This is a genomic window from Ureibacillus sp. GCM10028918, from assembly GCF_042666115.1.
GTDB lineage: Bacteria > Bacillota > Bacilli > Bacillales_A > Planococcaceae > Ureibacillus.
The window spans coordinates 237,012-250,042 of the sequence record NZ_JBHTFK010000017.1 but is presented as its reverse complement, the minus strand read 5'-3'; the positions used below and the strand labels follow the sequence as shown (position 1 = coordinate 250,042).

Genomic DNA, 13,031 nt, shown 5'->3' with positions numbered 1-13,031 from the left:
ATATGCAATATCCAAAGGGAGGGGAAATATAACATATTGATATTTAACAATCGGGCGCATTTCCAGAGTATGGATTTGTGCTTTTAACATTTAAGCGGCAAGTAATGGAACCATCTTTCTAAACGAATTGGATATTAAGTCTTGGTCCGATTATTTTGTTCTACATCATCTTTAAGAGACTGAGTTTCTGTTTTGCTATCATCTAGGTTAGCTAAAAATCTATTCCCAACTTTTTCACCATCACAGAAGAGCTACCGCTAAGTATCTCCATTAATTTTTTCTCTAAATGGCAACAGCAAGTGTAAAATAAAATTCTTATTTATAAAAATTGGATATGCTTCGTTATTTAAGTGACTATACATTCTTCAAGATTAACGGTTCTTAAGCACGGAGCATTAAGTATTAGGAATTTGTAATTGTCTTATAAATTCAATAAATGAATCGACTACAGGAGATGTTTTATTTTTGTTCCAGGCAAGGGCTGTTTTCTTTGTATAGCTTTTTTCGAGTGGCATGTAAATGACATTTTCATTTTTTAAAAATTGAATGGATTTTGGAACTAAAGCTACTCCAAGTCCAAAAGCAACAAGCGATACGATGGTATGAAATTCTTGCGCTTCTTGTGCGATTTTAGGACTAAAACCTGCATCATAACAAGAGCTAATCACGGAATCATAATAACCTGGACCTACAGACCTTGGTGACATGATAAACGGTTCACCTGCTAAACGAGACAAATTGATTGATAATCCGGAAGTGATCAAGGGATGTGTTTTTGGTAAAACAACAATGAAAGGTTCTTCACGTAAAATCTCCACATCTAACAATTCACTCTCAATAGGAGGAACCAGTATGCCAACATGAATCTTCCCTTCATGTAGATCATTAACCTGTTTGGTTGTTGTTTGCTGTCGTAGAACAATATTTACATTTGGGTATTTATCTCGATATTCTTTTAGAATGAAAGGAAGAAGATCAAAAGTTGCCGATCCTCCAAATCCCAATATAAGTTCCCCAATTACACCCTCGTGTATTCTTCTTGCTTCTTCACTTGCACGGTTTACACTGCTTAGAATTTCGTACGATCTATTTAGAAAAACCTTTCCAGCCTCTGTTAATTCCACGTTTCGTTTGGTGCGATTAAATAATTTTGCTCCTATTTCAGTTTCGAGCTGTTTAATCTGAATACTTAATGGTGGTTGTGCCATTTGCAAACGGCTTGCTGCTCTACCAAAATGTAGTTCTTCAGCGACTGCAATAAAATATTTTAATAGCCTTAATTCCATTATTATCTCCCGTCTAATACATATTATGTATTACTATATTAGCTAATATATATTATAAATATTAATGAATTTATTGTACAATTCTAACAAGTCAGAACTTTTTAAATATATTAGAACATCAAGTTATTAATAGTTCAAGGAGGGAGGGCAAATATTTTTAAGAGTATTTGTTATTTGCTTTGATAAACGAAGAGAACAATGTTATTTAAAGTCCAACGCAAAATAAATAGTTAGTAAGAGAGAGGCGAAAAATATGGAGGATATTAATCAATTACGTTTTCAAACATTACGTGATTATATGAAGGAACATGAATTAAATGCAGCGTTAATTACTTCACCTAAAAATGTGTTTTATTTGACTGGATTTTTATCGAGACCATATGAACGTTTTCTTGGGCTCATCGTACCAGTAGAGGGAGAACCCCTATTGCTGCTTCCAAAGTTGGATTTGGAAGCAGCACAACAGGGGTCAAACATAGAGCATATAGTTACGCATTCAGATACTCAGAACCCGTATGAGATTTTAAAACAAAAATTACCATTGGGCATCAAGAAGCTCGGTATAGAAAATGGTGAGTTGCTCGTACGGCGGCTAGAAGATTTGCAAAAAGCCATACCTGAGGTTGAATACGCCGACATAGGAGTACCGTTACAAGAAATGCGAACTATAAAAACAGAAGATGAAGTAAACTGTTTAAGAAAGGCTGTTCAAATCTCTGAGCATGCACTTACGATTGCTATAAACAACTTCAAAATAGGGATGACTGAGTTGGATGTTGTTGCAGAGTTGGAATACCAATTAAAAAAGAACGGTTCAATTGGTCTTACTTTTAATCCCATCGTGCTTAGTGGTGAAAAAACCTCGCTTCCTCATGGCGTTTCAGGGCAGCGTACTATTCAAGCAGGTGAACTTTTAATGGTTGATTTAACGGCGTTATATGGCGGCTATTATTCCGATATTACTCGCACGTTCGCTGTGGGAGAGATTAATGAAGGCCTGAAAGATATGTATCAAACGGTTCTCAATGCTAATATAGCTGCAATTACTTCTGTTAAACCAGGGGTAACGATGGCCAGTTTGGATCATGCAGCACGTAATGTGATTACAGAAAACGGATATGGCGAGTATTTCGTACATCGTGTGGGACATGGAATAGGCATTGATAATCATGAACTACCATCCATACATGGAAAGAGTCAGGAATACCTAAAGACAGGAATGACCTTTACAATTGAGCCGGGTATATACTTACCAGGAATTGGTGGTGTTCGCATCGAGGATGATATTCTCGTAACGGAGAATGGTCCGGAAGTATTAAGTCCGTTTCCAAAGGAACTTACTATAATTGGGTAGCACATTCTATTCTTGTTCTAAGGATTTTCTACCTAATTTTCATATCTAATACTTGATAATTGAGAATATGTGAATAAAAAAAGGGGCGTGTTGCTTATGCAAGAAATAGAACAAAGGGTTAAAGAGCAGCAAAAACACAGTCAAAGCAGGTTTATGAAAATATTAAATATAATTGAAAGCATTGGAAATCGCATCCCCCATCCATTTATGTTATTTATTTACCTATCTCTGTTCGTTATTTTTTTGTCTTGGATAGTAGGTTCAAATGACGTTAAGGTTGTCCATCCTGGTACAGGAGAAGTCCTACCTATTAAGAGTTTGGTTTCTAATGAAGGATTACATTATATTTTAACTTCCGTGTTGGAGAACTTCGCAGGTTTTACACCTTTAGGGTTGGTCTTGGCTATGATGCTTGGTGTAGGGCTTGCAGACAAAATAGGTTTATTTGAAATAGCAATAAAAACAGCATTCTTAAAAGTGCCTAAACCGATAGTGACTTATGTAGTAATTTTTACGGCTACCTTAGCGAACATTACTGCTGCAGCTGCCTACGTTATTGTACCTCCGTTGGCTGCCATGATATTTAAATCGTTTGGTCGTCATCCGATTGCTGGCCTTGCAGCCGGGATTGCAGGTGTTGGTTGTGGTTATACAGCAAATCTAGCAATAACTGGAGACGATGCGCTTTTATCCGGAATCAGTACAGAAGTGGCACAAACTATTGTTCCAGGCATTATTGTTACTCCTGTAGATAACTGGTTTTTCATGGTTGTATCGGTCTTTGTGTTAACAATTGTCGGAGTCTTCGTTACAGAAAAAATCATCGAACCTAGGTTAGGTACCTACCATGATGAGGAAAATAGTAGCATACAAGAAAAAATATCTTTGCTAGAAAAAAAAGCACTTCGTAATTCTGGGGTATCAGCTCTTCTCTATATAGGCTTCATCTTGTTAATTCTTTTCATTCCAAATTCACCTTTACGCAACGAAGAGGGGGGGCTTCTTCCTTCTCTATTTTTGGAGGGAATTATTCCTATAATTATTCTATTTTTTGTAGTAACTGCCGTTACTTACGGTGTAACTTTAAAGCGGATTAGGAATTGGGGCGATGTTGCTAAATATATGACAGAGGCTGTTAAAGATATGAGTGGCTTTATTGTACTAGTTTTTGTCATAGCTCAATTTATTGCTTATCTAAAGTGGAGCAATTTAGCTACTTGGATGGCAGTTTCTGGTGCAGAATTCCTCAAACAAATTCACCTTGATGGTTTTCCAGCAGTTATTATGTTTGTATTCATAACTACAATAGTAAGTTTGCTTATTACTAGCGGTTCAGCCCTCTGGTCAGTACTTGCGCCAATTTTTATCCCGATGCTCATGTTACTAAATTTCCATCCAGCATTTATTCAAGTAGCTTACAGAATTGCGGATTCATCTACTAATATGATTACTCCACTTAATCCATATGTTGCAATAATGCTTGGATTCTTAATTAAATATGACAAGAAAGCAGGTTTAGGGACACATATCTCCTTAATCCTTCCTTATACAATCGCATTTCTTATCGTCTGGATTATTTTGCTTTGTATTTTTGCATTTTTAGGTATACCGATTGGACCTGGAGTTGATATGTATCTTAAATAAAACAAGGACTACTTTAGTAGCTTTGTAAAAAAGATTCGTTATCTTTAAAAAGGTTTTAACAAGTAAAAGACAGTAATTATAATCTTGATATTCAACAATCGGGCACAATTTCGCAATAAGAATTGTGCTTTTCTATATGAAAAGGGCCAGATTGTGGAATAACGTGAAGGTTTAGACTTAAACTATTGGACAGATTAGTTCAATATTATATTGTAGGGATTAAATGAGTATTGATTGTACTTATAAATTGAAAACAATTCCTATTTTTATGGCGTTAAAAGTAGATGGTAGATCTAGACAAGATGTTCGGTGCTTTTCTACAATAAAAGTGGAGTAGGTAATGTCTTTGGAATTTTTCACAACACAGTTAGTAATGATTGCATTATTCATCTTAATCATTTATTCAATCGAGACATAGCATACGCGGTTCGATTATCAGGGGCAATAGTAAAACAATTAGCATCGGCACTTTCCTTATTTAATCTGATGGTAATGGTTTCAAGGCTGACAAACATGATGCAACAACCTTTTACGGGGAGTTTGATTGGTAAAGCACCAAAAGAGAATTCTTTAGAATTTGTGGAGAACCAGTATCGAATTTTAATCGGTTCTGCAACATTAGGAACAATAATCGGTTTAATTTTGTTGCCGACTTTTTTGCAGTTTTTTCGAGGGCAATTATTCATTTTTTTAGCAGAAGAGCGAGGTTCGATTCCGGCTTTAGTGCGAATAGGTTATGCAGTGTATCTTATTTAAGTCGTGTAAAAAAACATATCCATCTACCTAGATATGCTTACCTAAAAGATATAACTGGCGAGGTATACCAATTAAATTATTTTGCATTAATATGTTAATAACGGCAATTTATACAATAGGAGTTCTTTCTGCACTATACGCTGCATTGATTGCACTTGAACGAGCAACAACTGCTATTATGGCATCGGGAGAAATTAATGGTATAGCTACAATCTTATAAATTATTTTTGTAGATCCTAAAATTCAATCTTAACGGATGATGTAATCAATCAAAAGGGTAGCTATGTTACTTTAAAAAGTGCCTCTATTATGATGGTAGCATCAAGATTATAAGGAACACTTTTTGCACAGGTGTTATTCATTCCGGGTGCAAAGTATATTGCTTGGTTTCACAGTTTATAGTATAGAGAAAGAAGATTAAATAAGATTAAGATTATTTATAGTTATTCCATAATCGAGCGTGCCCAGAGCAAAGGCTTTGGCTTTATTACTTAAAAGGTGGATATTATTGAACACTGTCTATTATGAAAGGTTACTAAACACTGCTTGGGAACATATGTATTTAAACCTGTTTGATCATGTTTGTTTAAGCAAAGGGACTAGTAACTTCATCAATGTAGGTAAAGGGATATTGTATAGAGGAAAAACTTCGTAACTTAATTAGTTATCTCTCCCCGCAACTGCAACAGATGATACTTATATCTAAAGGTTGTTTGTTAAGTGTCGATTTCTTTTATTACAAACCCTTTTGCAAAGGTGTTTAAAATTCTTATGAGACGTTCTGTCATTTCACCGGGTGTGGCATCAAAATCTTTTGCAATCCAATCCAAAATCAATCCCGCCGTTCCATATGCCATATAGCGCTTTTGGGAGTAATCATCAACAAAAGACACTCCGTATTGAATATCAAATTTATCTTTTAGTAAATTATAAATCGCTTCAGGTAGTTGCTGATGAATGCGTGGTAACGTATCTTCTAAAAGCAGTAACGTGAAGTAATCACGGTGATCGTAAATATAATACAACAATTCGAAGGAGTTTGTTGTCAACTCCTGTACTTTAACCTGACTATTATTTTTATACTTCGACATGCTATTATACTGAATGGCCTCAAACATTTCATCCATTAATTCTTCAACAAGATCAAATATGTTTTGGTAGTACACATAAAAGGTTGTTCGATTATATTGTGCATAATCTACAATGTCCTTCACTGTCACAGCACTAAATCCTTTTTTATGTACCATTTCTATAAATGCCTTCTTCAAGAAGTGCTTTGTACGCAAAGCTTGATTGGAATTTGATTTCATCAAATTATCTCCTACTATTAGACAGATTGATTAAAAGTGTTGGTTTCTTCAACATTATAGCAAATATTAAGGATGGCTTACAGAAAGTGTATCCGGGTAAACTATAAATGTAACTAGTATCTTTGGGGAGGTAAAAAAATGAGATTTGAAAACAAAGTTGTAATTATTACAGGTGCTGCAGGAGGTATCGGTAAAGAGATTGCTCGTAAGCTTGCAGGTGAAGGGGCAAAGTTAACCCTAGTGGATTTAAATGAAGTCGCTGTGAAAGCGGTTGCAGATGAGCTTAACTTAGGTGAAGATCGAGTCCTGACATTAAAAGCAGATGTATCAAAAGAAGCAGAAGTAAAAAATTATGTTGATCAAACTGTAACAAAATTCGGTCGCATTGATGGATTTGCAAATAATGCAGGAGTTGAAGGTCCAGCAAAAATTTTAGAAGAAATTACTGAACAAGATTTCGATTTTGTCTATAACATTAACGTAAAAGGTGCTTTCTATGGTTTGAAATATGTAATGCCAATTATGAAACAGCAAAAAGCCGGTTCGATTGTTAACTCTGCTTCCGTTGCAGGATTAATTGGTTCGCCAAATATGATGCTGTATAATTCATCAAAACATGCATTAATGGGTATGAATAAAGTAGCGGCGTTAGAAGCTGCTCCATATAATGTACGTGTGAATTCAGTAAACCCTGGTGTTATTAATACACAAATGATGCGCCAGATTGAGGCAAAAGTTGCACCGGGCGCAGCAGAAGCAGCACAATCCGCATATCAAGATGCCGTACCAATGAAGCGATATGGTGAGCCGCAAGAAGTAGCAAATGTCATTGCATTTTTACTATCAGATGAAGCTTCTTATGTAAGCTCTTCATCTTACACAGTAGATGGTGCATTATATAATATTTAACAACGGGGGAAACATAATATGAAACGTTTTGAAGAAAAAGTAGTAATTGTAACAGGTGCAGGGTCTGGTCTTGGCCAAGCAGCAACACTTCAATTAGCAGAAGAGGGTGCTAAACTAGTTTTAGTAGACTTGAATGAAGCAGGTTTAAAAGAGACGGAAGAAAAAGTACTGGCAATTACGCCACAGGCTGAAGTATTATCAATTGCGGCAAACGTAGCAGATGAAAATGCTGTAAAAGGTTTTGTCGATGCAACTGTTGAAAAGTTCGGCAAAATTGACGGTTTCTTTAACAATGCAGGCATCGAAGGAAAACAAAATTTAACAGAAGACTTTGGTATTGACGAGTTCCAAAAAGTGGTTTCCATTAACTTAAATGGAGTATTCTACGGCATGAAATACGTATTAAAAGTAATGAAAGAACAAGGATCAGGGTCAATTGTGAATACAGCATCTGTAGGTGGTATTCGCGGTGTTGGAAATCAATCAGGCTACGCAGCATCCAAACATGGAGTTGTCGGATTAACACGCAACTCTGCTATTGAATATGGACAATTTGGTGTCTCTATTAAAGCAATCGCACCAGGTGCTATAATGACTCCTATGGTAGAGGGTTCTTTACGCCAAATCGGTGGTGATAATTGGGAAGAGGTAGGTAAAGAGTTCGTAAAACCAAACCCAATGCGCCGCTTCGGTAAACCAGAAGAGGTTGGTTACTTAGTTGCCTTCCTACTTTCAAATCAAGCTGACTTCATTAATGGTGTTGTTGTACCAATCGATGGCGGTCAATCTTATAAATATTAATTATTTTTAGAGCAACAGGAAATGCTTAAGTAGTTTGAAGAACAAGGCTGGGATATAACTAGCATCAAATAGAGAGAAAGGTGAAATTGAGTGCGTTCAATTTTCACCTTTCTCTTTTTGTTAATATGGATATATTAGGATTTATCATTATAACTGTAGTTCAGCTATAGAATATAGGCTAGCATAGCCACTAATACTAACTCTTTCACCCACCAGCTTGCAATACAAAGTCCCTCCTCGTTCAGAGAGCTGTCTTGCAACCATTTCCTTTTGGTTGAACTGTTCTGACCAGTAGGGGATGAGCTGGCAATGTGCAGAACCGCATACTGGGTCCTCATTAACATTTAGTTTAGGGAAAAATGCTCTTGAAACAAAATCAAACTCTTTGCTTCTAGCTGTCAATATTACACCTAAACCGTCTTTTAACTCTTTTAATGCAGTAAAATTGGGCTTTGCATGCAGTACATCGCTTTCTTCTTCTAAAATAAACATTAAATCTCTTCCTAAGAATACATCAATAGGAGTAATCCCAAGTGCCTGTACCATCTCATCTGTAATTTCTAACTTGTCTGGCATCCTGCTTGGAAAGTCCATTTCATATAGTTCTCCATTTTTTACTACAGTTAAATCGCCACTTAGAGTTTTGAAGACGAACTTATTTTCCTCTTTATCATAAAAGTTAGATAAAACAAAAGCGGTTGCTAGAGTAGCATGTCCACAAAGATCAATTTCTCCTCCCGGGGTAAACCATCTTAGATGATATTTATTTCCTTCTCTTACGGTAAAAGCAGTTTCAGATAAGTTGTTTTCTTTTGCTATTAACTGCATTAAGTCATCGGATAGCCAATTCTCTAAAATACATACAGCAGCCGGATTTCCCTCAAATACTTTTTCAGCAAAAGCATCTACAACATAACATTTCATTGTTGTTAACCTCCTAGAAAGTTTGATAAATTATTATTTACGAAGATTAAAATACCATGGAGATTGTATGCAAGCAATAGGGGGGGAGCTAAAGAACAATCCTCAAAAAAATGAACTGTTTTTTAAAAGAATAGGTAAACCCCCAAATAATTTAGTTATTCAATCTTTAATTTGTAAATTGGTTTAAATAAAATATTAAAAATTGAGAAAGAGAACAAGTGTTCGAATCCTTGTGTTAACCTAACTTTACAACATATAAAACCTAATAATTGATGGTGGTTTTAAAATGCAAAGAAAAAAGGGAAATACTGATAATATTGTAATAGAGATGTTAAAATGGGATGTTATATAAAGAAATAGTACGTAAATTATCTTTCTAATAGAGCTATCTATAGTAAGATATCAAAGAATAATCCACCGATTCGAGAGCAATATAGTGAGTGGCCATCCAAGAAAACATAAAGTGAATGAGAATTTCTTTAAAACTAGGACGGGAATGGCATGAATATTGGATATATTTCTTACGGATGGTACTGTAGGGGGTAAAATACATACTATAAGTTTTTCTCCAAATGATAAGAGAATGTTGAAATTAGTGCCAAAGTATATGAATTTGGTCTAAGTATAGACTATCACAATGGAAGAAAGAGATGGAGGCTGACTATCATGTGGAAATTAGTTAATGGTAGATTAATACAAACAATTGATGATTCCAGGGCTGAATATAAGACGCGTATTAGCAAGACATTACTAACAGAATTAAAACACTTAGCAAACGAACATAATACGCATGTAGGTTATTTATTGGAAAATGGATTCATCAAGATTCTAGAAGAAAATTATATAAACTATGATAAGAAAAATAGACCAAAAGATCGCGTTGAATTTAGAACAACTTGTAATAAAGAAACGTTAGAATGTCTAAGGATCTTTGCAAAAGAAAATAAATTAAATTTAAATGATGTGATTGAATCCAGTATTGCGTTAATTAATATTGACGAAGTGAAAGATGGAAAGTGGAGATATAGAATCGAAAGCATATGAAGTGGAGTATCAAATTGCTCCTTTTTCTTTCTTAAAAATAGGGATGTGGTCGTAATATCTATTATAGGAAGTTATGTTTCATTTCAGAAGTATACTTCTAATAGTGAGACAGAATGCGAAAATTAAGCTGAAACTTGAAACGCATCCAAAATTCAAACTCGCTTCATTCCTAGACTCCATTAATTCTGGACGTTATCTCAAACAATAATTTAAAAATTAAATACACCCTCAAGTTATTTAATACTTAAAGGTGTAAAATGCCTTTTACTCTTTCCTTTGCCAGTAATAATTGCTTAATACAGTTGCAAAAGCTTCAGTTGAGCGATCAAGTTCTTCTATTGTATTATCTACACCTCCAATTTCTAGAATTATAGAATTTGGCGAAAGATCTTGGTTATAAATGCCATTCCCATGTAGGCTGCTTTTTTGTAAAATTCCCTTTGAAAGTCCTGGATATGAAATATCTAGCAGTGCTTGCAACTCTTTTGCAAAAGTAAGGTTTTTCTCAAAATTAGCATGGCCATTCCCTACTACGAATAACAATCTAGCATAATTTAAGCCGTTTATATCAATTGTTGTATTTTCTTTTCTTAAGGAATCGCGGTGCACATCAATAAAATATTCCAAATCCTTATTTTCATCTTGTGCCTTTATTACTATCTCCCTGGATACTTTATAAGAACTACTATAATCTAAATTACTAGTGTTTAAGAGATGAACGATATCCGATGTATCTACATCCGTTCCAATCCCTTGATTTTCTACAGCTCTTCCCAACATTTCACCAACCAATGTAATGTTTGCTATTGAATGGTATGCTTCTTCAGGTTCAAATGTACCTTTGAAAAAAGGTAAAAAAGACTCTCTACTATGGCTATGATAAATATATACAACTTCTTTTCCGAAAGTAGAATGAATTTCGGGCTTTTCAGGTGTTTTCAACTTCTCAAAAATAGCATCAATATTATCGAACTTAAGTTCCCTTTTTCCAAAAAGAATCTCCATTGTTGGTTGGAATTCATCTCTCTTAGGATTACCCAAGCTTTTTTCCTCTTCATCATTTTCTTCAGTTGTTCGGCTATTTTCTTTCAACTCTTCTAATCGCTTACTAGAATTATCTTTATTCAAGTTATTATCCGTGAAAGGATACACTTTGTCTAATATGGCAACACCTTTATTTGATTCATATGAAAAAAGCAGCCAAGTGAAACCGAGTAACCAGAAGAAAAATAACATTATTGCAAAATAAAGAAAATATACTAAAATCGAACTCTTTTTGTTTTTAGATTTCGAATCTTGTTGTGACTTTAAAGACATGCAGTTTCAGCTCTTCCTCTACTTTAGTGAGTATCCATTAATAATATCGAACAAACAAAATATTTTTTTATAGAATGAAGGTAATGAAAAATAATTATAAATAGAAAAATAATGGACGCAAATAAATAATAATTGTAAAAAAACACCTTGAATTTACTCAAGGTGAAGGTTTTGTATTACTCTTCAATTGCTGACATTTCACTTTCAGTAACCCATTTGTGGTTCTTTACTTTTTCTCCGGTAGTAGAGGAGGTGTAATCTACCATATAGACGGTAGTTTCAATTGCTGAATCAATTGCGGCTTCTGCTCCTTGCATACCTTCCATGTGTTCTGCATTAATGGTTGCCTTAGTACCTGACTCTAAAGGTTCTTCTGCTACTGGATCCAATTCTTCATGAATCACCCATTTATGATTTCTCACTGGTTTACCACCGGTTGTAGGTGTGTATGAAACGATATATGCAATCGTATTAAAAGCGCCTACTACCGTCGCTTCTGCACCCGACATGCCTTCCATGTGATCTGCTTGAATCATTGTTTTACTGCCGACAGGAAATGTCGGATTGGTTGCTTCTTCTAAACCAGTAGGTATAGCACCATCACTAGAATGATTCATGGCAGAATGATCCGTACTATTAGATTCTTCTATATCGTGCTCTGACACATCATGTGTTCCTTCCTGGTTTTTATCACTCGAACATGCTGACAGCGTTAGTACTGCTGCTAAATAAATCACTCCAAAAATCTTTTTATGTGTCATTAATGTCCCTCCAAATACACCCTTATACCATTGCTATTAATTGTACAATTCAAATTATAATCCTGAAATTTGCAAAATTTATGCAGAATGAGGGATTATATTTATAACAGACGTCTAAACAGCTTAAATTTAAATCCCCCAATAAGTTATTGTATCGAGGACACCGACTATTAGCAGTATAATACCGGCAGTTTTTTGGATTAGCCGTCCGATTTTCATGCTTTTTTTCATTACTAATCCTTTTATATCAAAATACCAAATTAGCCATAATAGAAGTATTAGAGGGATTGAAGTAGCAATGCCAAAAATGGCAGGTAAGATAAATCCGTAAGATGTTGACGCTACAGTTGGCATTAACCATACAAAAAATAGGACAAACATCGTTGGGCAAAAAGCAACTGCAAAGCTTGCTCCAAGCAAGAAGGACCCGAGTTTGCCAGCCTTTTTATAGGTTGGCAAAAAAGAAGATAGCCAGTTTAAAAACCTGAGCTTCATTATTCCTAAAAGGATTAATCCAGTTACTATTAAAAATGGCCCAATTGCTTTACGGATCATTGGGAAAAATTCCGTAAGTTTTGATTCAAACGATTGTCCGAATAACCATGCCAACAATCCTAGAGAACTATACACTATAACCTTGCCACCAATAAATGCAATGATTTCTCCAAAGTTTTGGTCGATTTGAATTGTTCGGTGTCCATACAAAGTAATTGCACTAATATTACCTGTTAATTGACACGGAGCAAATGCACCAATTAAACCAAGGAGAAGTGCGATCACAAATGGAGAATGGTCAAATGAATTTAAATAGATGGAAATAGGCTGACTGATGATTTGACTGATTTGAGATAAGGTACTATACACTTATATTCACCGAATTAGTTAGATTGGTTTTCTGAAAAATAGCTAAGTTCATAACTACACT

The 13,031-nt window shown here is 35.0% G+C and carries 13 protein-coding genes; 7 read left to right on the top strand and 6 right to left on the bottom strand.

The genetic code is table 11. The features are described 5' to 3' along the window. Window positions 1-395: 395 nt before the first annotated feature. Window positions 396-1,286, bottom strand: coding sequence for a LysR family transcriptional regulator (locus ACFQU5_RS14100; protein WP_390288827.1), 891 nt, complete (start codon window positions 1,284-1,286; stop codon window positions 396-398). 262 nt (window positions 1,287-1,548) lie between these two features. Between ACFQU5_RS14100 and ACFQU5_RS14095 the strand changes: the two genes are divergently transcribed. From ACFQU5_RS14095 to ACFQU5_RS14080, 4 genes are all read left to right on the top strand, one after another. Then, window positions 1,549-2,640, top strand: a complete 1,092-nt coding sequence (locus ACFQU5_RS14095; RefSeq protein WP_390289358.1) for a M24 family metallopeptidase — start codon at window positions 1,549-1,551, stop codon at window positions 2,638-2,640. A 96-nt stretch (window positions 2,641-2,736) separates the two neighbouring features. Continuing rightward, window positions 2,737-4,284 carry an AbgT family transporter gene (locus tag ACFQU5_RS14090; RefSeq protein WP_390288824.1) on the top strand — a complete coding sequence of 516 codons (1,548 nt, stop codon included), beginning with the start codon at window positions 2,737-2,739 and terminating at the stop codon, window positions 4,282-4,284. A 309-nt stretch (window positions 4,285-4,593) separates the two neighbouring features. Further along, complete coding sequence (locus ACFQU5_RS14085; protein WP_390288821.1) at window positions 4,594-5,040, top strand: lipid II flippase family protein; 447 nt, start codon at window positions 4,594-4,596, stop codon at window positions 5,038-5,040. A gap of 91 nt (window positions 5,041-5,131) precedes the next feature. Next, on the top strand, window positions 5,132-5,260 hold the full coding sequence (locus tag ACFQU5_RS14080) for a lipid II flippase family protein (RefSeq protein WP_390288818.1): 129 nt from the start codon (window positions 5,132-5,134) through the stop codon (window positions 5,258-5,260). Window positions 5,261-5,756: 496 nt separating this feature from the next. Here the strand turns inward: ACFQU5_RS14080 and ACFQU5_RS14075 are convergent, their stop codons facing one another. Then, window positions 5,757-6,350: a TetR/AcrR family transcriptional regulator gene (locus tag ACFQU5_RS14075; RefSeq protein ID WP_390288815.1), complete on the bottom strand. Its 594-nt coding sequence runs from the start codon at window positions 6,348-6,350 to the stop codon at window positions 5,757-5,759. A gap of 138 nt (window positions 6,351-6,488) precedes the next feature. Between ACFQU5_RS14075 and ACFQU5_RS14070 the strand changes: the two genes are divergently transcribed. Together ACFQU5_RS14070 and ACFQU5_RS14065 are read left to right on the top strand one after the other, a co-directional pair. Beyond that, complete coding sequence (locus ACFQU5_RS14070; protein ID WP_390288813.1) at window positions 6,489-7,259, top strand: SDR family NAD(P)-dependent oxidoreductase; 771 nt, start codon at window positions 6,489-6,491, stop codon at window positions 7,257-7,259. 18 nt (window positions 7,260-7,277) lie between these two features. Continuing rightward, window positions 7,278-8,060 carry a glucose 1-dehydrogenase gene (locus ACFQU5_RS14065; RefSeq protein ID WP_390288811.1) on the top strand — a complete coding sequence of 261 codons (783 nt, stop codon included), beginning with the start codon at window positions 7,278-7,280 and terminating at the stop codon, window positions 8,058-8,060. 147 nt (window positions 8,061-8,207) lie between these two features. On the opposite strand, the gene ACFQU5_RS14060 is transcribed toward ACFQU5_RS14065, so the two are convergent. After that, entirely contained in the window at window positions 8,208-8,984 is a 777-nt protein-coding gene (locus ACFQU5_RS14060; protein WP_390288808.1) for a PhzF family phenazine biosynthesis protein, read from the bottom strand. A 666-nt stretch (window positions 8,985-9,650) separates the two neighbouring features. Between ACFQU5_RS14060 and ACFQU5_RS14055 the strand changes: the two genes are divergently transcribed. Continuing rightward, a complete protein-coding gene (locus tag ACFQU5_RS14055; RefSeq protein ID WP_390288805.1) occupies window positions 9,651-10,028 on the top strand; it encodes an rRNA methyltransferase in 378 nt (125 codons plus the stop codon). A 264-nt stretch (window positions 10,029-10,292) separates the two neighbouring features. Here ACFQU5_RS14055 and spoIIP read toward each other — a convergent pair whose 3' ends face one another. From spoIIP to ACFQU5_RS14040, 3 genes are all read right to left on the bottom strand, one after another. Continuing rightward, entirely contained in the window at window positions 10,293-11,156 is an 864-nt protein-coding gene (gene spoIIP, locus ACFQU5_RS14050; protein WP_390288802.1) for a stage II sporulation protein P, read from the bottom strand. 365 nt (window positions 11,157-11,521) lie between these two features. Continuing rightward, window positions 11,522-12,106: a YdhK family protein gene (locus ACFQU5_RS14045; protein WP_390288799.1), complete on the bottom strand. Its 585-nt coding sequence runs from the start codon at window positions 12,104-12,106 to the stop codon at window positions 11,522-11,524. 129 nt (window positions 12,107-12,235) lie between these two features. Beyond that, a complete protein-coding gene (locus ACFQU5_RS14040) occupies window positions 12,236-12,970 on the bottom strand; it encodes an urease accessory protein UreH domain-containing protein (protein WP_390288796.1) in 735 nt (244 codons plus the stop codon). Window positions 12,971-13,031 lie beyond the last annotated feature (61 nt).

Coding starts and splice junctions, on each gene's coding strand:
- ACFQU5_RS14100 (WP_390288827.1), bottom strand. CDS start 1,286: ATGGAATTAAGGCTATTAAAATATTTTATTGCAGTCGCTGAAGAACTA.
- ACFQU5_RS14090 (WP_390288824.1), top strand. CDS start 2,737: ATGCAAGAAATAGAACAAAGGGTTAAAGAGCAGCAAAAACACAGTCAA.
- ACFQU5_RS14080 (WP_390288818.1), top strand. CDS start 5,132: ATGTTAATAACGGCAATTTATACAATAGGAGTTCTTTCTGCACTATAC.
- ACFQU5_RS14075 (WP_390288815.1), bottom strand. CDS start 6,350: ATGAAATCAAATTCCAATCAAGCTTTGCGTACAAAGCACTTCTTGAAG.
- ACFQU5_RS14070 (WP_390288813.1), top strand. CDS start 6,489: ATGAGATTTGAAAACAAAGTTGTAATTATTACAGGTGCTGCAGGAGGT.
- ACFQU5_RS14065 (WP_390288811.1), top strand. CDS start 7,278: ATGAAACGTTTTGAAGAAAAAGTAGTAATTGTAACAGGTGCAGGGTCT.
- ACFQU5_RS14060 (WP_390288808.1), bottom strand. CDS start 8,984: ATGAAATGTTATGTTGTAGATGCTTTTGCTGAAAAAGTATTTGAGGGA.
- ACFQU5_RS14055 (WP_390288805.1), top strand. CDS start 9,651: ATGTGGAAATTAGTTAATGGTAGATTAATACAAACAATTGATGATTCC.
- ACFQU5_RS14045 (WP_390288799.1), bottom strand. CDS start 12,106: ATGACACATAAAAAGATTTTTGGAGTGATTTATTTAGCAGCAGTACTA.